Here is a 17,369-nt window from a genome sequence, read left to right as displayed (position 1 = left end):
CCGGAGGGACGGATGAGCATTTCGCTGAAACTGAGCGAAGCGATATTGGCGGCGGCCATGATCTTTGGCCCCGCCGCACAGGCCGAGGACATCCCCGAGATAGCGGTAGTGCATCAGATCATCGACCTGAACGCGGACATCCCGGCCCACGCCTTTCGGTTCGAGCCTAAGTTCCTGCAGGTTCCCGCCGGGGCCACGGTCCGGTTCAAGGGATCGACCGGCCGGCATACGGTGACGTCGATCCTCCGCATGATTCCGGTTGGCGCGCGCGCGTTTGAGATTCGCGGCAAGCCCGAGCTGGACCTGACCTTTGACACAGAAGGCGTCTATGGCATCCGCTGCCGCGTGCATGGCCGCCACGGGATGGTCATGCTGCTGGTGGTGGGTGATCCCAGTTCAAATCTGGAAGAGGCCAAAGCCTATTTACCGAAACTCGGTGAGGCCGAGCGGGCCGGTTTCAAAGAGCTTTTTGCATATATGGAGGCACAAAATGGCTGATGGATGCGCCTGCGACCGCCACGCTCATATGTACCTGACCGTTGACGATGCGCTGCGGAGGGGATTGTCCGTGGCGGATCCGTTGAAGGATACCGAAACGCTGCCGCTGGCACAGGCAATCGGCCGGGTTCTGGCGCAGGATTGCACCAGCAAGGTCGATATGCCCGCCTTTGATAACTCGGCCATGGATGGCTATGCGATCCGTACCTGTGATCTGGGCGAGGGGCCTGTGTTCGAGCTCCCCGTCGCAGGTCGTGTGGCCGCAGGCGACAGCGGCGCGCATGATGCCCCGCAAGGCAGCGCGCTGCGCATCTTTACCGGCGCGCCTGTGCCGCCTGAATTCGACGCGGTTCTGATGCAGGAAGACTGCGATGCGCTGATCGACTCGATCCGGTTCAGCCGCCGACCCAAACCCGGCCAGCACATCCGCCGCGCGGGCGAGGATCTGAAGGCCGGAGCCCCCATCCTGCGCCGGGGGTGCGAGATCACCGCGCGCGAAGCGGCGGCGCTGGCCTCTTCGGGGTTTGGAGAGGTCACTGTCTATCGCAAGCTGCAGGTTACGATTTTCTCGACAGGCAGTGAATTGCGCCAGCCCGGCGAAGATCTTGGCCCCGGTCAGATCTACAACTCCAACCGCTATATGCTGCTGGCGCTGCTGGACAAGCCATGGATCGAGTTGACCGACCGTGGCCCGGTTCAGGACGACCCCGCGCTGTTGGAACAGGTGCTGCGTGATGCCTGTGACAGCTCAGACCTGATCATCACCACTGGTGGTGTCTCGGTGGGAGACGAAGATCACATGCCACGCCTTTTTGCCGAAATCGGCGGGCAGACCGATGTCATGAAAGTGGCGATGAAGCCGGGCAAACCGATTATGTTCGGTCGCCGGGGCAATGCGCTTTACGTTGGGCTGCCAGGGAATCCGGTTTCGGCCTATGTCACGTGGCAGATCATCGGATCGCAGATGATGGCGCGCCGTGCCGGGTTGCATCAAGAGCCATCCAGAACGGAACAGGCGGTGCTGGCCGAACCTCTGGCCCGTCGCGCTGGTCGTCAGGAATACCGTCCCGTTGTGATCGAAGGCGTGACGCCCAACGGCACCCCGCGTCTACACCTAATGGACTCGTCTTATAGCGGTAAGGTTGCTTTGCTTGCTCAGGCCGATGGTCTGGCAGTTATCTCAGCCGACACCGAAACACTGCCAAAAGATCATCCGCTGCCGTTCCTGCGGTTCTGATGTCAGTACAACCCGTGTTCTTGCAAGGGCCGCACGGCAGCGGCTACAACTGTCCCGAGCCAGCCCAACATGCCCGCGCGGACCCAAAAATGTCTAAAGAACATATCCTTGTCGTCGATGACGACCCACAGATTACGTCGTTTTTGCAGCGCTACCTTGAAAAGCAGGGGTGCCAGGTCACCTGCGCTGCGGATGGGGACGCAATGGACGCGGTTCTGCAAACGGCACAGATCGATCTGATCTTGCTGGATATTGGCCTGCCCGGCCGCAACGGTTTTGACATCACGCGTGAGCTGCGGACGCAGTCTGACATTCCCATAATTGTCCTGTCGGGTCGGGATGAAATCTTTGACCGGGTTGTTGGGTTGGAGTTTGGGGCCGATGACTACATCACCAAACCCTTTGAGGCCCGCGAGGTTCTGGCCCGCATCCGCACGGTTCTGCGACGGGTCCGCCCCGAGGAAAAGACCGCGAACGGAGCTGCGCCCTCAATCTCGTTTGGCGATTGGGTTCTGAACGTGAATGAGCGTAGCCTGACCGCCACAGGGGCCGCTGAACCCACGCCGTTGACAACAACCGAATTCGACGTGCTGCTGGCCTTTGTTACCAACCCTCATATGGTGTTTTCCCGCGATCAGTTGCTGGATCAGGCGCGCGGGCGGGAAACCATCGTGGGCGATCGCACCATAGACGTGCATGTGGCCCGTCTCAGGAAGAAGATCGAGCCTGACCCCGCTGCTCCGGTCTTTATCAAAACCGTACATGGTATCGGATATTGCTTTGCCGCCAATGTGCGCAAAAGCTCAGCCTAGCTGAGTTGTTTGTACATTATGGTTGTCGGTTCCAGACGATCTTCAAATGGGTTGCGGCAATAGTTCGGGATATCTCCGGCAATCTGAAAGCCAAGGCTTTGATACAGGATGCGCGATGGGTCCGAACTGCGCGTATCCAGTACCAGCACACTTCGTCCCAACTGCGCTGCACGCTGTTCAAGCGCCGCCATCAAAGCGCGTCCCAATCCCTTGCGCCGTGCTTTTGGATGAACCAGCAGCTTGGCCACATCTGCGCGATGCGGTTGATTGGGCATGTTGGCCGGGATCAATTGTACCGTGCCCAGAATGCGGCCCTGATCCTTCGCGACGAAAAGGTCCAACTGCTCCAGATCGGGACGCACACGGTCTTGCCAATAAGCACAGGCCTGATCTTGAGAAAAGGGCAGGATGAACCCGATGCTTGCCCCATCCTGTACGCAAGCATGCAGGATGTCTGTCAGATCAGCCAGCGCATCATCAAAGCCATTCGCATTCAGACGTAGGATCATATCAGCACCAGCAGATACCGTGCGCCGCGTGCGGGCGCGGTTTCAAATCGTGTCGGACCGGACAAATGGTAGCGCAGGCAATCCCCGCCATTCAGGTCATGTGCAACCCCGTCGACCGTCAGCGTCAGCGCACCATCCAGCATGATCAGATGATGCTCTTGGCCGGGTTTGGGGGGTGAGTCGTAGCTGATGACTGTATCGGGGGGCAGATGCCCCTCAAGCACTTCGGCACTCAGGTCGGCCGCAGGCGGAGACACAGACCTGCGGGTAAATCCGGTCTCGGGGTCACGCCATTCAGGTTGACGTTCAAACGGCACACGGGGGTCGAAACTGTCTTCGATCATCATCAAAAGGCGCGACATCGGCAGGCCGTAGGCTGCACAGAGTCGGCCCAGAGAGTCAGCGGTCGGACTGACGTCACCTTTCTCCATGCGCGACAGGGTGGCGCGGCTAATGCCGCTCTGTTCGGCCAGCTGGTCCAAAGACCACCTGCGCGCGCGGCGCAGTTCAGTCAGGCGGGTGGCAAGGCGGTTTGTGAGAGTATCGGGCATCGTCCAAATATGAGAAGAAAGAGCATATATGGGAGTATTGGCATAAAGAAATAGTATTTCAACAAAAAAGGGACGCAGAAACCTCTGCGCCCCTTCAACTGCTCGAGTTTTAACCTGGATTACTTCCAGCCGACCTCGTTAAAGATTTTCTGCGCCTCGGGCAGGTTCTTGGCGACCTTGGACAGGTTCACCTCATCTGCCTTGAACTCGCCCAGTGATTTGACCGAGTCGACCAGTGCCACGCCTTCGACAGCCGGGAATTCGTCATTACCCGCCGAGAAATACTCCTGCGCTGACTCGCTTGCCAGATACTCAAGGAACAGGATCGCGTTTTCCTTGTTCGGGGCGTTTGCGGCAACACCTGCGCCCGACAGGTTCATATGTGCGCCCGTGCTGTCCTGATTGGGAAAGACCCAGCCGATCGACTCAAGATGATCCGACACGCCTTTGACATCTTTGCGGATGGCGCGGGCAAAGTAATAGGTGTTCGACACCGCGATATCGCATTCGCCCGACACGAGGCCGCGCAGCTGGTCCGTGTCACCGCCCTGCGGTTCGCGCGCCATGTTGGCAACGATGCCTTCGGCCCAGGTTTTGGCGGCCTCGGACCCGTCATGGGTGACGATCGACGCCAGCAAGGTCTGGTTATAGGTGTTGCTCGAAGACCGGATACAGATCAGCCCCTTGTATTCCGGTTTGGCCAGATCGGCATAGGTGGCCGGCGGGTTGGCCAGGTTTTCCTTGTCGTAAAAGATGATGCGGCCACGCTGGGAAAAGCCGAACCATTCATTGTCGGCGTCCTGCAGGTTGGCGGGGATACGCTCTTCCAGAATTGCGCTTTCCACCGGCTGAAGGATACCGGCGTTCTTCGCGCGGGCCAGACGCGAGGTGTCGACTGTCAGCAGGATATCCGCCGGAGAGTTCGCGCCCTCGGCCTCCATCCGCGCGATCAGCTCATCGGCTTTGCCCTCGATGCGGTTGATGGTGATGCCGGTGGCCTCTTCGAAATCGCTATAGAGGTTTTCGTCGGTATCATAATGGCGCGAGGAATAGAGGTTCAGCTCTCCCTCGGCGGCGGCAGAGGTTGCGATCAGGGCCGTCAGCGCGGCGGCAACGCAGGTAGAGGATTTCAGCATCGTATCTCCCAACTTTGAAAGTGGTGATGGGTGTAAACCCGACTGATATTGTCAATTAAGGGATTCGCCGGGGGATGCAAGGAAATCCGAGTGATTTAGTTGGCCAAATTGTCGCTCAACCCTTTATCAGTTTAGCGTATTGTCCCGAAAACCTTGGTTGCCGCTGCAGAAAGGCATAACCTTAAAAAACAGCTCTGCGGCAACAGAGACGACAAGACTATTGCGGCCTGAACGAGGAAACCAATGCCCGAGACGTTTGCCGAAAAACTTGAAAAATCAAACTTTGGACATTGGATGGCCAAGTTCGAGAGCTTCATGGTGATCGTGGGCGTGGTCGGTCCGTTTGCCACCCTGCCGCAGCTTGTGAAGCTTTATTTCACCCATTCCCAACACGCATCCGGCCAGTCCTTGCTGTCATGGTCTTTGTATGCGGCCTTGTCGATGCTTTGGTTCATCTATGGTTTGATTGTTGGAAAGCTTCCCATCTATGTGGGCAACGGGCTTTCATTGATCCTGAACCTTTTGATGGTGTTGGGTATCCTGATACACGCAGGCTTTACGTTCTAAGGCGCAATCTAGGAAACGGCACCCAAATACGCGGTGCTGGTGCGTGGGGCAACCGGCCCTTCCGATGTGAAGCGTTGTTTTGGTGCTTAATGGTTCTTTAACTCACTTTCATTGATTGTCGGTCTCTATTGCGAAGGGCGTGAGGTCGGAGCTCAGCTGTGTCAGATGTTATCTGGTTTTTGATCGAGGCGTTTACGATCCTGCTGACGGTGGTGACTTTGGTGATGCCGTTCTTCTTCTCAGTTCGATTTGTCAGTTTCTATAAGAGCTTCACGTTCAGCATCTTGTTCGCCGCTGTGATAACCGTCTTTTACGCATGGTGGCGGGATGTATCGTTTGATCTTGAGTTGATCGCTTTGGGGGTCGACCTGCAGGGGCTCACAACCGAAGACAGGATGCGCAATGTTGATCCTGAACTTTGGGATTATGCCGAAGCGCGGGTGTTTGCACCGGAAAGGCTGGGTGTTGGTTGGCCGATAAAGGCAGGGTTTTCTCTGTTCCTGACCCTTCCCTATGCGGGGATTGTCTGCGTCGTCGTTTGGGTTCTGAAGCAGGTTCTCAGCAAGGTGGTCGAACGCGCGCGGAACGGAAATCATCAATAAAAAAACCGCACCCGAAGGCGCGGTTTCTTTAAACTATTTGCGTAGTTCTTAGCCCTGGCGAGCTTTGAACTTGCGCTGCGTCTTGTTGATCACGTAGACGCGGCCTTTGCGACGCACAATCCGGCAGTCGCGGTGCCGGTTCTTGAGCGAGCGGAGCGAGTTCTTGACCTTCATGGGTCTGTCTCCAATCTGCGGCGCCTTCATCAAAGACGTGGCCAGCGCCTGGGTTACTCGGGTGTCCCGGAAAACCGGAACAGTGAAATCATGGTGGGCGGTACAAGGATCGAACTTGTGACCCCTTCGATGTCAACGAAGTGCTCTACCGCTGAGCTAACCGCCCACGTAACCTTTGCGTTGCCCTGCCCCATAACGAAATGGGGCGCGGATCCCCGCGCCGGTAGCGGGGTCTATAAAAGGAGTCGCACAGGGGTTCAAGGGGTTTGGCAGAACTATTTTCCGGTCTATGTTGAAACCGAACAAGGAGTCGCCATGAACAACGCCCCCTATGTACTGGATATGCCCGCCGACCGCACGTCCTGCGTGGTGTTTTCCTCGCCTCATAGTGGACGGAACTATCCCGAAACGATGCTCAGCCGCACGATTCTGAGCGAGAACACGATTCGGTCCTCGGAGGACGCGTTTGTCGACCAGCTGTTTGCGGCGGCGCCGGATTATGGGGCACCGATGATATCGGCGGTGATGCCGCGGGCCTATCTGGATCTCAACCGCAGTGCCGAGGAACTGGACCCGGCGCTGATTCAAGGCGCGCGCCGCCACGGACATAACCCGCGCGTGGCCTCGGGGCTGGGAGTGATTCCCCGCGTGGTGGCGAATGGCCGCGCGATTTATCGTGGCAAGCTTACGATGGATGAGGCCCGCCTGCGCATCGATACCTGCTGGCGGCCCTACCATGCGCGCATCAAGTCGTTGCTGGCCGAGTCGCATGAGGTGTTCGGGCAGGCGATTTTGATCGATTGCCACTCTATGCCGCATGAGGCGGTTGCGATGGTCAGCAATACCCAGTCCAAGCGCCCCGATGTGGTGTTGGGGGATCGGTTCGGGGCGTCGGCCTCGATCGATATCGTGGACCAGATTGAGGCGGCCTTTGCTGCTGCGGGTCTGAACGTCGCGCGTAATACGCCCTTTGCCGGGGCCTACGTGACCCAGACCTATGGCCGCCCGGCGCGCGATCAGCATGCTGTGCAGATAGAAATCGACCGGGCGCTGTATATGGACGAAGACAGAATCGAGCCGAACGGGAATTTCGCCGCGTTCCAATCGGTTCTGCGCGACATTATCCACGAGATCACCCGCATCTGCGATGGACCTTTGCGGCTCGCAGCCGAGTGAGGTCAGCGCAAAGCACGGCCCTTTACAATCGCATCGGTGCCGAAACGCTGCCTGATTTCATCGGTGGCGCGTTCGGCTTGTGATCTTTGGGTGGCACCCGGGTCTAACAAGTCGCCGGAGATATCCGCCTGCGTCTCGGGGCACAGATCGGACAGGCCGACACCCAGCAGGCGATAGGGGCCCTGATCTCCGACTTGATCGAACAACCCCCGGGCCGTGCGATAGATGCGATCGGCGATCTGCGTTGCGTCCCGCAGTGACACGCGGCGGGTGATGATCTTGTGATTGGCGCGTTTGAGCTTCAGCGTCACCACCCGCCCTGCCAGCGCTTTGGCTTTGGCACGGTCTGCCACTTTTTCGGACATGCGCCACAGGTGGCCGTCCAGAATGTCCAGGCTGGCGGTGTCTTCGAAAAAGGTTGTTTCATTGCTGATGGATTTCATCGGCTCATGGGCCGACACGCGCCGCTTGTCCTGCCCGCGCGCCAGATGCCACAGACGATAGCCCATCGATCCGAACCGGGCCGTCAGCGCCTCTTGGTCCCAGCGCAACAGGTCCGAAAAGGTGCGGATACCGGCACGATCCAGCGATTCCTGCGCGGCGGGGCCGATGCCCCAGATCAAACGCACAGGCTTGTCGTGCAGAAACGCGGCCGTCTCGGCCTGCCCGATCACCGAAAACCCGCGTGGTTTGTCGAGGTCTGACGCGACCTTGGCCAGAAACTTGTTGTGGGACAGCCCGATTGAGCCGGTCACGCCCAATTCAGCCTTCATGCGTTTCACCAGTCGCGCCAGCATCACCGCAGGGGGTGCGCCGTGCAGGCGTTCAGTCCCGGACAAGTCCATAAAGGCCTCGTCCAGCGACAGCGGCTCTACCACCGGGGTCAGTTCATTCATCATCTTGCGAATCTCGCGCGACACCTCGGCATAGACAGACATGCGCGGTTTGATCACCACTGCATCGGGGCAGAGTTGCAATGCCTTGAACATCGGCATTGCAGACCGCACCCCCCGAATGCGGGCCACATAGCAGGCGGTCGAGACCACACCGCGCTTACCGCCGCCGATGATCACCGGCTTGTCGGCCAGGTCGGGATTGTCGCGTTTTTCGACCGAGGCGTAAAAAGCGTCGCAATCCATATGCGCGATGGACAGATCGAACAGTTCGGGATGCGTCTTGATCCGCGGGCTGCCGCAGGATGGACAGCGCCGTTCGTCGGTCAATGTGGTCAGGCAGTCTCGGCAAAGACCGGGCATTCCGTTGTTCCGTTATCCTTAGAATCCAGTCAGAGACAGGTTTATAGCAGCCATGATGCCCCGGAAAAGGGTCAGCCGCCACGGTCATCAGTTTTGAAAGAAGACCCCCCGCATGTGGCGGGGGGAGGTGACGGACCTCAGGAAGAAACGGTCCGCGGGGAGTATCACATCCCTAGAATCGCCTAAAATCCTCGTTTTCGATAGGACCTAGATCACACATGCAAAACTGGTGTTTTTCATGTGTGTTTTGGGGCACAGGGGCGATTTGGCGCGGTCCGGCAGGAAAGTGACGCCGGGTCAATCACTTGGTGAAGTTTGGGGTGCAAAAACACCCCGGTTTCGAGGGGCCGCTTAGTGGCGTGTCAAGGAGTTTAACTCAGCAAGAACCGCTTGCGCGGCCGCTTTTGGGTCGTCCGCCTGATAGATCGGACGGCCAACAACGATGTGGTCCGCGCCGTCACCGATGGCGCTGGCCGGGGTGGCCACGCGTTTCTGATCACCCAATGCGGCACCCGCCGGACGCACGCCGGGGGTGACGATCAGGCGGCCTTCGGCCTGGGGCAGGGCGCGGATCAGGGCGGCTTCTTGCGGGCTGGCAATGACACCATCCGCCCCGGCCTCCAACGCCTTTGCCGCGCGTTCGACCACCAGATCCTGCACGTCGCCCTGCTTCAGCAGGCTGGCATCCAGATCGTCGCGGTTCAGCGAGGTCAGGATCGTCACAGCGAGGATTTTCAGGTCTTTCCCCGAGGCCCCTTCTTTCGCGGCGCGCACCACGTGGGGGTCACCATGGACGGTCAGAAAGTCCAGATCGAACTGCGCCAGCCCGCGCACAGCGTTTTCCACCGTGTTACCGATGTCGAACAGTTTCATGTCCAGAAAGATGCGCTTGCCATGATCCTGTTTCAGCTCATTGGCCAGCGCCAGCCCGCCGCCGGTCAGCATGCCCAGCCCGATCTTGTAAAAGGACACGGCATCGCCCAGACGCTCGGCCATGGCCAGTCCTTGCAGAGCGTTGGGGACATCAAGGGCAACGATCAGGCGGTCATCGGACATTTGGGCGCTCCTGTTTGGCAAACGTCTGCGTCCTAGCGGGTTGTGGCGCGTCTGTCCATGCGGGGCGCGATTCCTGTGTTACTATTGCGGCATTCTTTGAAAGGGACTGTGATGAGAAAGATATTATTGTGCTGCTTCGCCTTGGCTGCCTGTCAGGAAACGCCGTCAGAGACGCCAGTGCCGCCTGCTGCCGCGCCAAATGACGACCTGAGGTTTGTGGGCGGCTATCGGTCCACGGATGACGATTGCCAACTGACCGGAGAAACCGCCTTTACCATCGAATTTCTGGACGATGCCGCCGACCTTGTTTCCTGCCCGACGGGCAGCGATGCCGCGCAATCTCTGGTCGATATGTATAGCGCGCGCGTGGTTGCCGAAACCGGTGGGTACACTGTCTATACTGTGCCGCGCAGATAGGGCCGGATTCTGCGTCTCAGCCCCTTGAACGGGCAGAGATATTTCCCAGATTGAATGTGAGGCCCAGACCGATGCGTGCCGCCAGGCGGGCGCATCACATTCAGGGCGCTTGGAAAAGGAGAATAGCATGGACTTGAACAAGTTCACCGAGCGGGCACGGGGTTTCGTGCAGGCGGCGCAGACCATTGCACTGCGCGAAGGGCACCAGCGCCTGGAGCCCACACATATACTCAAGGCATTGATGGATGACGATCAGGGGCTGGCCAGCAACCTGATCACCCGCGCGGGCGGCGCGCCGAACCGCGTGGTTGAGGCGTTGGACGCCGCGATGGGGAAAATCCCCAAGGTCAGCGGCGATAACAGCCAGATTTACATGGACGGCCAGACCGCCAAGGTTCTGGACGAGGCTGCAAAGATTGCCACCAAGGCGGGTGACAGCTTTGTCCCGGTCGAACGTGTGCTGATGGCGCTGTGCATGGTGAAGTCCAAGGCCAAGGACGCCTTGGAGGCCGGCGCCGTCTCTGCCCAGAAACTGAATGAGGCGATCAACGACATCCGCAAGGGTCGTACCGCTGACAGCGCGTCGGCGGAAGAGGGCTATGACGCCCTCAAGAAATACGCGCGCGATCTGACCGAGGCGGCGGCTGAAGGCAAGATCGATCCGATCATCGGGCGGGACGAGGAAATCCGCCGCTCGATGCAGGTTCTGTCGCGCCGGACCAAGAACAACCCGGTTCTGATCGGGGAGCCCGGCGTTGGTAAAACCGCGATTGCCGAGGGCATGGCCCTGCGCATCGTCAACGGTGACGTGCCGGAATCGCTGAAAGACAAGAAACTGCTTGCGCTCGACATGGGCGCGCTGATCGCTGGCGCGAAGTACCGGGGTGAGTTCGAAGAACGCCTCAAGGCCGTTCTGACCGAGGTAACTGAGGCGGCCGGTGAAATCATCCTGTTCATCGATGAGATGCACACGCTGGTCGGTGCCGGGAAGTCCGACGGCGCGATGGATGCGGCCAACCTGATCAAGCCTGCTTTGGCGCGGGGTGAGCTGCATTGTATCGGCGCGACCACGTTGGATGAGTATCGCAAATATGTCGAAAAAGACGCGGCCCTTGCGCGCCGGTTCCAGCCCGTTGTTGTGGCTGAGCCGACCGTTGAGGACACGATCAGCATTCTGCGCGGCATCAAAGAGAAGTACGAGCTGCACCACGGCGTGCGGATTTCCGACTCGGCGCTGGTTTCGGCGGCGACGCTCTCGCATCGCTATATCACGGACCGCTTCCTGCCCGACAAAGCCATCGACCTTGTCGATGAGGCGGCGTCACGTCTGCGGATGGAGGTCGATTCCAAGCCAGAAGAATTGGACCAACTCGACCGTCAGATCCTGCAGATGCAGATCGAGGAAGAGGCGCTGAAGCTTGAGGACGATGCGGCCTCGAAGGACCGTCTGGAAACCTTGCAAAAGGATCTGGCCGATCTGCAAGAGCAATCTGCCGAGATGACCGCCCAATGGCAGGCCGAGCGCGATAAACTCGCAGGCGCGCGTGATCTGAAAGAACAGCTCGACAAAGCGCGTGCTGATCTGGAAATCGCCAAGCGCGAGGGCAATCTGGCCAAGGCCGGTGAGCTGTCCTATGGCGTCATCCCCGAGCTTGAGAAAAAGCTGACTGAGGCCGAAAACGCCGAAAGCAACGCCATGATGGCCGAGGAAACGGTGCGCCCGGAACAGATCGCCAGCGTTGTCGAACGCTGGACCGGTATCCCGACCTCGAAAATGCTGGAAGGTGAGCGCGAGAAGCTGTTGCGGATGGAAGATGAGCTGCATTCGCGGGTCATCGGTCAGGATGCTGCAGTGACGGCCGTTGCCAACGCCGTACGTCGTGCGCGTGCGGGCCTGAATGATGAGAACCGTCCGCTGGGCTCGTTCCTGTTCCTCGGGCCCACCGGCGTGGGTAAGACCGAACTAACCAAGGCCGTGGCGAACTTCCTGTTCGATGACGACAACGCGATGGTGCGCATCGATATGTCCGAGTTCATGGAGAAACACGCGGTTGCCCGTCTGATCGGTGCCCCTCCGGGCTATGTCGGCTATGACGAAGGCGGTGTGCTCACTGAGGCCGTGCGGCGCAGACCCTATCAGGTTGTTCTGTTTGATGAGGTCGAAAAAGCGCACCCAGATGTGTTCAACGTGCTGTTGCAGGTTCTGGACGATGGCGTGCTGACCGATGGTCAGGGTCGAACCGTGGACTTCAAGCAGACGCTGATTATCCTCACGTCGAACCTTGGGTCTCAGGCGCTGAGCCAACTGCCCGAAGGGGCCGACAGCGCGCAGGCGCGGCGCGATGTGATGGATGCGGTTCGGGCGCATTTCCGGCCCGAATTCCTCAACCGTCTGGACGAGACGATCATCTTTGACCGCCTCAAACGGGCGGATATGGATGGCATCGTCGATATCCAGATGGCGCGTCTGCAAAAACGTCTGGCCGCCCGCAAGATCGAGCTGTCGCTGGATGAGGGAGCTAAAGAATGGCTGGCCGATGAAGGCTATGATCCGGTCTTTGGCGCGCGCCCGCTGAAACGTGTGATCCAGCGCGCCTTGCAGAACCCGCTGGCCGAGGCGTTGCTGGCCGGTGAGATCAAGGATGGTGAGACCGTTCCCGTGACCGCCGGGTCCGATGGGCTGATCATCGGGGACCGGCTGGGCACGTCAGACCGGCCCCGCCCGGATGATGCGGTCGTGCACTAAGCCAAAAGACCTGAAAGACCCGCCCTTTCGGCGGGTCTTTTTACGTTTGACGGATCAAAGTATCTCAATTGCGCCCTTCATGTGCGGATGAAAGACGCAGAAATAGGTCGACCCCATCGTTCCGGTCACGGTGATCTCGGCGCTGTCGTTTCGCTGTAACTCCCCTGTATCCCAGCTCAGGTCATCGGCCGAGGCCGTGTGGGGCGCGATGTCCTTGTTGGTCCAGCGGATCACATCACCGACCCGAACCCGGATCATTGCAGGGTCATAGGAAAAGCGTTTGATCACGATCTCATGGGTTGTGGGCGCGACCTGCGCCGTGCTGCGCCCGGCCAGAGCGGCGGCTGCCGCCCCGGCAAGAACCCGTCGCCGTGACAGGCTGCGCGCCATCAGTTCAGCGACTCGACCATCACTTCGGCATGGGTTTCATGCGCCTTGAAGATCTCCAGCCCCTGTTCGAACAGGGCTTTGACCTCGGCATTGTCGATATTGGGGATCATCGTGGTTTCCACCAAATCGTTCACCGCCTGATGATAGGCCAGTTCGTTGGCGGCATAGGCGGAATCAAACTCGGCCCCGCGCAGCTGGGACAAGGTGTTGATGATCTCTTCGGCATTGGCGTTCAGGGTCTGGCTGAACGCGTTATCCTGTGCCTTGGCGCCCAGCTTGTCCAACAAGCCCAGCGCGGCTTCGTTCACCGCCGTGTGGTCGCGGATCATGGTGCGTGCAAATTCATGAATGTCGGGGTTTTCCGACAGCGCCAATGCCAGATGGGCGTATCGAATGTCGATATTGTCAGCCGTATAGGCAATATGGGCAAATTCCAGGTCACTCATATCAGAGATTTCCTGGGCCGAAGCCTGTGCGCCAATCAGGCTGAGGGCAAAAGCAACTGCGGAGGCAAGTCTGAACATCTTCATACTCCTTGGAGGTCATCTCGGGAAGTTCAGTATTCAGCACCTGCGATTGGCGCACAGTCCGCAGCGTCCGCAAAAGGATTCAGATCGTTCAAAAAACGGAACGCGCAGAGCGAGCGGTGTGAAGAAAGTGACTGCGCCCGTGCCTAGCGGTTGCCTGATTGACGGCTCTTGCGCAGGGCGCGCAGGTCTTCGGCGCTCATCCTTGGGGACGCGTCCTCTTCGGGTTCTTCTATGGGTCTTTGGTTGGCTTCGATCATTTCCGGCAGCGAAGGGGTGTTTTCGCGCAGTCGCAAATAGGCCAGCGCGCCACCGGCACATTGCAGACCGAAAGCCCATGTACCGATTAGCATATAGACCACGAACAGGCCGATCAGCGACCAGATCGGACGGACCCGAGCAAAGCCATTCACCATGTTATCGACTTCCTGCAGGTCGGCCTGCAGCGTTGGGATGAAATCCATAAAGATCATGACGGTGATCAACAGCGCATGTAGCGCGATCATGCCCACATAGCTGAAGATGGTCAGCGAAAACAAAGGCACGAACGAGGCGCGAAAATGCCGGAACGGCGTATAGTGCAGCCCATCCGGGTCCCGTCCGATCGCTGCCGAGGCGATGGGCACAAGCAGACTGGCCCGGATCGAGCAGATGGACAGAAACACGGCAAACCCACAGATCAACCCCGGGATGAGCAGGGGCGTATCCGCATATTGAAGCGCCAGATCGGCGATCTGACTGCGCTGCAGGATGTCAGGCGAAATCACGACCAGCGACAGCACGATGACCAGACCCAGGATCAGCGTGATGCTTACCCCCTCAACGGCGCCATAGATCACTGCCGGGGCGAACAGGCTCCATATCTTCATGCTGGGTTGGAGGCCTTTGACCTGCAGCCCCATCCGTGTCCCGATCAGGGTCGGCACAACACTGGAGGCCGCCATCATCAAAAAGGTGATGATGAACGCAAAAGGGGGAAAGATCAGCCCGAGCAAAAAGCCGATCAGGGTCCCGAAAATGGAATACAGCGTCAGCACAAGGAACATGACCGGCAAGACGACGGCCAGCCGCCAGGTGATGGACAGGGACAGTGGAAAGGCTTGGACAAACAGCACGGGTGCAATCTCGGACTAAAACACGTTTAATAGTCCGGTTACTCAAGCCCTATGACTGGCACCAGTTGTTTTGCGTCTTTCCGGAAAACGCCATGTCGCGATGTGTCATTTTGGAATCGCGTCGATGACTTTAGGGGCGTCCTGCAGACGCCTGCTGCCAAAAAACGAAGAGCCCGCCTTGCGGGCGGGCTCATGCGTGAACGACGTCGGATGCCGGTCTGTTTGACGGGCTCAGGTCCCGGTCGGCAGCGCGTTCAGGTCCTGCGCCTTGCTGTTGTTCAGCCCGGTCTCGTCTTCACCGATCTCTTCGCAGGTGACCGGGAATGTCTCATTCGAGTCGCAGCCTGAAATGGGGTACGTGTCTTTTTCACTGCATGCTGCAATGAAAAGCACCAGTGCAAGGCCTGAAACCAGTTTCGTTTTCATATCTGTTCCTCTTTGATCATGGATTGGTTGGAATGGTGGCGCTGTGTGCATGATCAGCCTGAATCTATCTGGGCTCTGTCCCTGTGCGCCTGCCAAAGTCTACGCCTGCAGGTGGGGTGTTGGCCAGTTTGAATGGTAGAAATGACGCGAGGTTATACCGGGAAAAGTGGCGGAAACTCAGGCAATTTATGCATTTTCTATGCACTTTTTCCATTTTCGACCGAGTTGCCCCGCGCATCCGCGTGCCAGGGGGCAGCGCCGGGGCTGTGGAATACGTTACAACCACTTCTCCCAATCGTGACGCATGTTGCCTTGGTCCTGTGCTAAGAGCGGACTACCTCAGTTCAGAGGGTAAGCATTACGGAGACCTACATGGCGCATCGCTGGACCAATACACTGACACATGCCGACGTCACCCCACGGGCGGCGTTTTTGAACAGACGGCAGGTTATGGCCGGGCTGGCAGGTGTCGGGCTGGCGGGGATGGCGCAGGGCGCACAAGCTGAAGAGGTGTTGGAGCCCAACACGTGGGAAGAGATCACCTCGTACAACAACTTCTACGAATTTGGGACCCGCAAGGATGACCCTGCGAAATATGCAGGCGCGCTGACGACTGAACCCTGGAGCATCAAGATCGATGGGATGGTCGACAATCCGGGTGAGTATGACTTCAAGGACATCATGTCCGAGATGACGGTTGAAGAGCGCATCTATCGGTTCCGCTGTGTCGAAGCCTGGTCGATGGTGATTCCATGGAACGGGTTCGAGCTGGCCGATCTGCTGAACATGGCCGGTGTGCAAGAGGGCGCGAAATACGTGGCCTTTGAAACCGCCCTGATCCCGGATGAGATGCCGGGCGTGCAGTTTCCAGTGCTCGAATGGCCCTATCGTGAAGGGCTGCGTCTGGACGAGGCGATGCACCCGCTGACCATCATGGCGACGGGTATCTATGATCGCCCGATCCCGAACCAGAACGGCGCGCCGCTCCGTTTGGTTGTGCCTTGGAAATATGGCTTCAAGTCGATCAAGTCGATTGTGCGGATTACCCTGACCGATGTTGAGCCACCCACCAGCTGGAACATGGCCAACCCGCGTGAATATGGTTTCTATAGTAACGTGAATCCGAATGTGGATCACCCGCGCTGGTCGCAGGCGTCCGAGCGGACCATCGGTGGTGGGCTGTTTGCCAAACGCATCCCCACGCAGATGTTCAATGGCTATGAGAGTGAGGTCGCAAGCCTGTATGAAGGTATGGACCTGACTCAGTATTATTAAACGATGCAGCAAGTGAATCAGATAATACGCCGTATACCTGTCTGGGCGGTCTATCTGTTGGGGGCGCTTCCCGCCCCCTGGCTGTTCTATCAGGGGCTGACGGGTGGATTGGGCGTGGACCCGATCGAGGCGCTTGAACATCGCTACGGAGAGCTGGCGCTGCAGCTCTTGATTGCGGTGCTTGCGATTTCACCTCTCAGACGGTTTTTTGGTCTGAACCTGCTCAAGTTTCGCCGCGCGCTTGGTGTTCTGACCTTTGCCTATGTCAGCCTGCATCTTCTGGTCTGGCTGGTGCTGGACGTTCAGATCCCCAGCCAGATCTGGGCCGATATCGTAAAGCGCCCCTATATAACTGTGGGCATGGGCGCATTTATCCTGATGCTGCCTTTGGTAATCACCTCAAACAATCTGTCCGTCCGGAAGATGGGCCCGCGTTGGCGCAGCCTGCAGCGGCTTGTCTTTCCCGCCGCGATTCTGGGTGGTTTGCACTATGTCATGCTGGCCAAGGGATTTCAGATTGAACCGCTGGTGTATCTGGCCCTCATCATCGGGCTTCTGCTGCTCCGTATTCCGGTCCCCGCGGTGCTGACTCGGTTTCGTCAGGCCGATTCCGCCTGACCCGTAGGCGAGTCTGTGGGTAACCCTGTGCAAAAGGTGGGATTCGGCTTGGCCTTGCTGGTTCAGGGCCTTTTAGGGATCACAGAAGCTTAATTAAGTATTTGTTTTTAATTTAAAAAATGAATTTTTGCGGTTTTTTGTAAGTTTCTCGAATTTTCTGCTTGCGGCTTTTGGGGGTAAACCTTAGAACCCCCTTCACCGGCGCTGCTGAGGCGGTGCTGACGGATCGGAGAGACGGTCGGACGTGCTGGAGAGACGGCGGGACACTCGGGAGAGACTGG

At 58.5% G+C, this 17,369-nt stretch carries 20 protein-coding genes and 1 tRNA gene; 10 read left to right on the top strand and 11 right to left on the bottom strand.

The genetic code is table 11. The annotated features are described in order from the left end of the window. Positions 1-12 precede the first annotated feature (12 nt). The 3 genes from ACR0J5_RS19655 to ACR0J5_RS19645 all read left to right on the top strand — a co-directional run bounded on the left by ACR0J5_RS19655 (position 13) and on the right by ACR0J5_RS19645 (position 2,547). Positions 13-498 carry a plastocyanin/azurin family copper-binding protein gene (locus ACR0J5_RS19655; protein ID WP_480656433.1) on the top strand — a complete coding sequence of 162 codons (486 nt, stop codon included), beginning with the start codon at positions 13-15 and terminating at the stop codon, positions 496-498. Next, positions 491-1,735, top strand: a complete 1,245-nt coding sequence (locus ACR0J5_RS19650) for a molybdopterin molybdotransferase MoeA (protein ID WP_480656431.1) — start codon at positions 491-493, stop codon at positions 1,733-1,735. The genes ACR0J5_RS19655 and ACR0J5_RS19650 overlap by 8 nt, the downstream gene beginning before the upstream one ends. An 89-nt stretch (positions 1,736-1,824) precedes the next feature. After that, positions 1,825-2,547: a response regulator gene (locus ACR0J5_RS19645; protein WP_480656429.1), complete on the top strand. Its 723-nt coding sequence runs from the start codon at positions 1,825-1,827 to the stop codon at positions 2,545-2,547. Here ACR0J5_RS19645 and ACR0J5_RS19640 read toward each other — a convergent pair. From ACR0J5_RS19640 to ACR0J5_RS19630, 3 genes are all read right to left on the bottom strand, one after another. Beyond that, the gene (locus ACR0J5_RS19640; RefSeq protein ID WP_480656427.1) at positions 2,544-3,056 is read right to left on the bottom strand and encodes an N-acetyltransferase family protein; all 513 of its coding nucleotides are present in this window, start codon (positions 3,054-3,056) and stop codon (positions 2,544-2,546) included. The genes ACR0J5_RS19645 and ACR0J5_RS19640 overlap by 4 nt on opposite strands. Continuing rightward, positions 3,053-3,607, bottom strand: a complete 555-nt coding sequence (locus ACR0J5_RS19635) for a helix-turn-helix domain-containing protein (RefSeq protein ID WP_480656425.1) — start codon at positions 3,605-3,607, stop codon at positions 3,053-3,055. The genes ACR0J5_RS19640 and ACR0J5_RS19635 overlap by 4 nt, the downstream gene beginning before the upstream one ends. A gap of 119 nt (positions 3,608-3,726) precedes the next feature. Then, positions 3,727-4,743: a Fe(3+) ABC transporter substrate-binding protein gene (locus ACR0J5_RS19630; RefSeq protein ID WP_480656423.1), complete on the bottom strand. Its 1,017-nt coding sequence runs from the start codon at positions 4,741-4,743 to the stop codon at positions 3,727-3,729. A gap of 243 nt (positions 4,744-4,986) precedes the next feature. On the opposite strand from ACR0J5_RS19630, the gene ACR0J5_RS19625 reads away from it, so the two are divergent. Continuing rightward, entirely contained in the window at positions 4,987-5,310 is a 324-nt protein-coding gene (locus ACR0J5_RS19625) for a SemiSWEET transporter (protein ID WP_480656421.1), read from the top strand. A 158-nt stretch (positions 5,311-5,468) separates the two neighbouring features. Then, positions 5,469-5,912, top strand: coding sequence for a hypothetical protein (locus ACR0J5_RS19620; RefSeq protein ID WP_480656419.1), 444 nt, complete (start codon positions 5,469-5,471; stop codon positions 5,910-5,912). A 48-nt stretch (positions 5,913-5,960) separates the two neighbouring features. On the opposite strand, the gene ykgO is transcribed toward ACR0J5_RS19620, so the two are convergent. Together ykgO and ACR0J5_RS19610 are read right to left on the bottom strand one after the other, a co-directional pair. Next, entirely contained in the window at positions 5,961-6,086 is a 126-nt protein-coding gene (gene ykgO, locus ACR0J5_RS19615; RefSeq protein WP_008755722.1) for a type B 50S ribosomal protein L36, read from the bottom strand. A gap of 91 nt (positions 6,087-6,177) precedes the next feature. Then, a tRNA-Val gene (locus ACR0J5_RS19610) sits at positions 6,178-6,252 on the bottom strand. A gap of 149 nt (positions 6,253-6,401) precedes the next feature. On the opposite strand from ACR0J5_RS19610, the gene ACR0J5_RS19605 reads away from it, so the two are divergent. After that, on the top strand, positions 6,402-7,262 hold the full coding sequence (locus tag ACR0J5_RS19605) for an N-formylglutamate amidohydrolase (RefSeq protein ID WP_480656417.1): 861 nt from the start codon (positions 6,402-6,404) through the stop codon (positions 7,260-7,262). Between the two features lie 2 nt (positions 7,263-7,264). On the opposite strand, the gene ACR0J5_RS19600 is transcribed toward ACR0J5_RS19605, so the two are convergent. Together ACR0J5_RS19600 and pyrF are read right to left on the bottom strand one after the other, a co-directional pair. Beyond that, on the bottom strand, positions 7,265-8,518 hold the full coding sequence (locus tag ACR0J5_RS19600) for a DNA polymerase IV (protein ID WP_480656415.1): 1,254 nt from the start codon (positions 8,516-8,518) through the stop codon (positions 7,265-7,267). 351 nt (positions 8,519-8,869) lie between these two features. Then, positions 8,870-9,574 carry an orotidine-5'-phosphate decarboxylase gene (gene pyrF, locus ACR0J5_RS19595; RefSeq protein WP_480656414.1) on the bottom strand — a complete coding sequence of 235 codons (705 nt, stop codon included), beginning with the start codon at positions 9,572-9,574 and terminating at the stop codon, positions 8,870-8,872. A gap of 111 nt (positions 9,575-9,685) precedes the next feature. On the opposite strand from pyrF, the gene ACR0J5_RS19590 reads away from it, so the two are divergent. Both ACR0J5_RS19590 and clpB read left to right on the top strand, forming a co-directional pair. Next, a complete protein-coding gene (locus ACR0J5_RS19590; protein ID WP_480656412.1) occupies positions 9,686-9,991 on the top strand; it encodes a hypothetical protein in 306 nt (101 codons plus the stop codon). A 127-nt stretch (positions 9,992-10,118) separates the two neighbouring features. Next, positions 10,119-12,737 (top strand): ATP-dependent chaperone ClpB, encoded by a 2,619-nt coding sequence (gene clpB, locus ACR0J5_RS19585; RefSeq protein ID WP_480656410.1) that lies wholly within the window; start codon positions 10,119-10,121, stop codon positions 12,735-12,737. A 54-nt stretch (positions 12,738-12,791) separates the two neighbouring features. On the opposite strand, the gene ACR0J5_RS19580 is transcribed toward clpB, so the two are convergent. The 4 genes from ACR0J5_RS19580 to ACR0J5_RS19565 all read right to left on the bottom strand — a co-directional run bounded on the left by ACR0J5_RS19580 (position 12,792) and on the right by ACR0J5_RS19565 (position 15,195). Then, complete coding sequence (locus ACR0J5_RS19580; RefSeq protein ID WP_480656408.1) at positions 12,792-13,127, bottom strand: cupredoxin domain-containing protein; 336 nt, start codon at positions 13,125-13,127, stop codon at positions 12,792-12,794. Beyond that, complete coding sequence (locus tag ACR0J5_RS19575; protein ID WP_480656407.1) at positions 13,127-13,651, bottom strand: DUF4142 domain-containing protein; 525 nt, start codon at positions 13,649-13,651, stop codon at positions 13,127-13,129. The genes ACR0J5_RS19580 and ACR0J5_RS19575 overlap by 1 nt, the downstream gene beginning before the upstream one ends. Positions 13,652-13,800: 149 nt before the next feature. Continuing rightward, positions 13,801-14,769, bottom strand: coding sequence for a hypothetical protein (locus ACR0J5_RS19570; RefSeq protein ID WP_480656405.1), 969 nt, complete (start codon positions 14,767-14,769; stop codon positions 13,801-13,803). 231 nt (positions 14,770-15,000) lie between these two features. Beyond that, entirely contained in the window at positions 15,001-15,195 is a 195-nt protein-coding gene (locus tag ACR0J5_RS19565; protein WP_480656403.1) for a hypothetical protein, read from the bottom strand. Between the two features lie 372 nt (positions 15,196-15,567). On the opposite strand from ACR0J5_RS19565, the gene msrP reads away from it, so the two are divergent. Further along, positions 15,568-16,470, top strand: coding sequence for a protein-methionine-sulfoxide reductase catalytic subunit MsrP (msrP, locus tag ACR0J5_RS19560; RefSeq protein ID WP_480656401.1), 903 nt, complete (start codon positions 15,568-15,570; stop codon positions 16,468-16,470). 3 nt (positions 16,471-16,473) lie between these two features. Next, a complete protein-coding gene (gene msrQ, locus ACR0J5_RS19555) occupies positions 16,474-17,088 on the top strand; it encodes a protein-methionine-sulfoxide reductase heme-binding subunit MsrQ (RefSeq protein WP_480656400.1) in 615 nt (204 codons plus the stop codon). The last annotated feature ends 281 nt before the right edge of the window (positions 17,089-17,369 follow it).

Source organism: Ruegeria sp. BE1 (assembly GCF_056538885.1).
The sequence above is the reverse complement of the archived record's forward strand: the minus strand, read 5'-3'. Positions and strand labels throughout refer to the sequence as shown.

Bases quoted from the DNA above. Each gene is read 5' to 3' on its own strand.
- ACR0J5_RS19630 (WP_480656423.1), bottom strand. From the start codon at position 4,743: ATGCTGAAATCCTCTACCTGCGTTGCCGCCGCGCTGACGGCCCTGATC.
- msrQ (WP_480656400.1), top strand. From the start codon at position 16,474: ATGCAGCAAGTGAATCAGATAATACGCCGTATACCTGTCTGGGCGGTC.
- ACR0J5_RS19600 (WP_480656415.1), bottom strand. From the start codon at position 8,518: ATGCCCGGTCTTTGCCGAGACTGCCTGACCACATTGACCGACGAACGG.
- ACR0J5_RS19565 (WP_480656403.1), bottom strand. From the start codon at position 15,195: ATGAAAACGAAACTGGTTTCAGGCCTTGCACTGGTGCTTTTCATTGCA.
- pyrF (WP_480656414.1), bottom strand. From the start codon at position 9,574: ATGTCCGATGACCGCCTGATCGTTGCCCTTGATGTCCCCAACGCTCTG.
- ACR0J5_RS19655 (WP_480656433.1), top strand. From the start codon at position 13: ATGAGCATTTCGCTGAAACTGAGCGAAGCGATATTGGCGGCGGCCATG.
- ACR0J5_RS19640 (WP_480656427.1), bottom strand. From the start codon at position 3,056: ATGATCCTACGTCTGAATGCGAATGGCTTTGATGATGCGCTGGCTGAT.
- msrP (WP_480656401.1), top strand. From the start codon at position 15,568: ATGGCGCATCGCTGGACCAATACACTGACACATGCCGACGTCACCCCA.
- ACR0J5_RS19625 (WP_480656421.1), top strand. From the start codon at position 4,987: ATGCCCGAGACGTTTGCCGAAAAACTTGAAAAATCAAACTTTGGACAT.
- ACR0J5_RS19650 (WP_480656431.1), top strand. From the start codon at position 491: ATGGCTGATGGATGCGCCTGCGACCGCCACGCTCATATGTACCTGACC.
- ACR0J5_RS19580 (WP_480656408.1), bottom strand. From the start codon at position 13,127: ATGGCGCGCAGCCTGTCACGGCGACGGGTTCTTGCCGGGGCGGCAGCC.
- ACR0J5_RS19605 (WP_480656417.1), top strand. From the start codon at position 6,402: ATGAACAACGCCCCCTATGTACTGGATATGCCCGCCGACCGCACGTCC.
- ACR0J5_RS19575 (WP_480656407.1), bottom strand. From the start codon at position 13,651: ATGTTCAGACTTGCCTCCGCAGTTGCTTTTGCCCTCAGCCTGATTGGC.
- ykgO (WP_008755722.1), bottom strand. From the start codon at position 6,086: ATGAAGGTCAAGAACTCGCTCCGCTCGCTCAAGAACCGGCACCGCGAC.
- ACR0J5_RS19590 (WP_480656412.1), top strand. From the start codon at position 9,686: ATGAGAAAGATATTATTGTGCTGCTTCGCCTTGGCTGCCTGTCAGGAA.
- clpB (WP_480656410.1), top strand. From the start codon at position 10,119: ATGGACTTGAACAAGTTCACCGAGCGGGCACGGGGTTTCGTGCAGGCG.
- ACR0J5_RS19645 (WP_480656429.1), top strand. From the start codon at position 1,825: ATGTCTAAAGAACATATCCTTGTCGTCGATGACGACCCACAGATTACG.
- ACR0J5_RS19635 (WP_480656425.1), bottom strand. From the start codon at position 3,607: ATGCCCGATACTCTCACAAACCGCCTTGCCACCCGCCTGACTGAACTG.